Here is a 762-nt window from a genome sequence, read left to right on the forward strand (position 1 = left end):
GCTTGCCGCGCAGGTCGTAGTCGTGGTCCCAGCGGGCCGAGTGGAAGATCTTGCCGGGGAAGGTGTCGATCCCGGGCACGTCCGGCAGCTTCGGGTCGGAGAGCGGCCCGGTGGCGGAGACCACCACGTCGGCGGTGAGGGTGCCCTGGCTGGTCTCGACCTCCCAGATCAGCCGCTCGGTGTCCCAGCGCATCATCTCGACCTCGTGGTCGAAGCGGATGTGCGGGCGCAGTCCGAAGGTGTCGGCGACCTGCTCCAGGTAGGCGCGGATGTGCCGCTGCCCGGAGAAGGTGCGCGGCCATTCGGCGTTCGGCGCGAAGGAGAAGGAGTACAGGTGGGAGGGGACGTCGCAGGCGCATCCCGGGTAGCTGTTGTCGCGCCAGGTGCCCCCGACCGAACCGGAGCGCTCCAGTACGACGAAGTCGGTGACGCCCTCGCGGCGCAGCCGGACGGCGGCGCCGAGTCCGCCGAAGCCGGTGCCGATCACGATCACCCGGTGGTGCTCGACGCGTTCCGCCCGCTGTTCCTGGTTCTTCCCGGCCATGGCTTCGCCTCCCGCAACTTCTGCCATCGCGCCAGCAATCACTGGCACGGTTGGGAGAGTAGGGCAGCGGCATACCGATGGGTAGGGGTACGACGGAGGAAAGTTACCGGCGGTACGACATAGGGTTCCCGCGTGGACGACGAAGGAGAGCGCGAGTACCGGACCGCCGAGCTGGCCAAGGCGGCCGGCATCACCGTGCGCACCCTGCGCTTCGACCG

1 protein-coding gene and 1 pseudogene are annotated in these 762 nt (G+C 69.2%); one reads left to right on the top strand and one right to left on the bottom strand.

Annotated elements, in window-relative coordinates; translation table 11 throughout:
* Positions 1–544, bottom strand: a 544-nt coding sequence (locus ACFV9O_RS40455) for a flavin-containing monooxygenase (RefSeq protein WP_385428101.1), incomplete at its 3' end; no start/stop codon positions are given.
* A gap of 132 nt (positions 545–676) precedes the next feature.
* On the opposite strand from ACFV9O_RS40455, the pseudogene ACFV9O_RS40460 reads away from it, so the two are divergent.
* Positions 677–762 (top strand): annotated as a pseudogene (locus tag ACFV9O_RS40460) (MerR family transcriptional regulator); the annotation flags it as partial.

The organism is Streptomyces sp. NPDC059909, from assembly GCF_042730885.1.
In the GTDB taxonomy this organism is placed as follows: domain Bacteria; phylum Actinomycetota; class Actinomycetes; order Streptomycetales; family Streptomycetaceae; genus Streptomyces.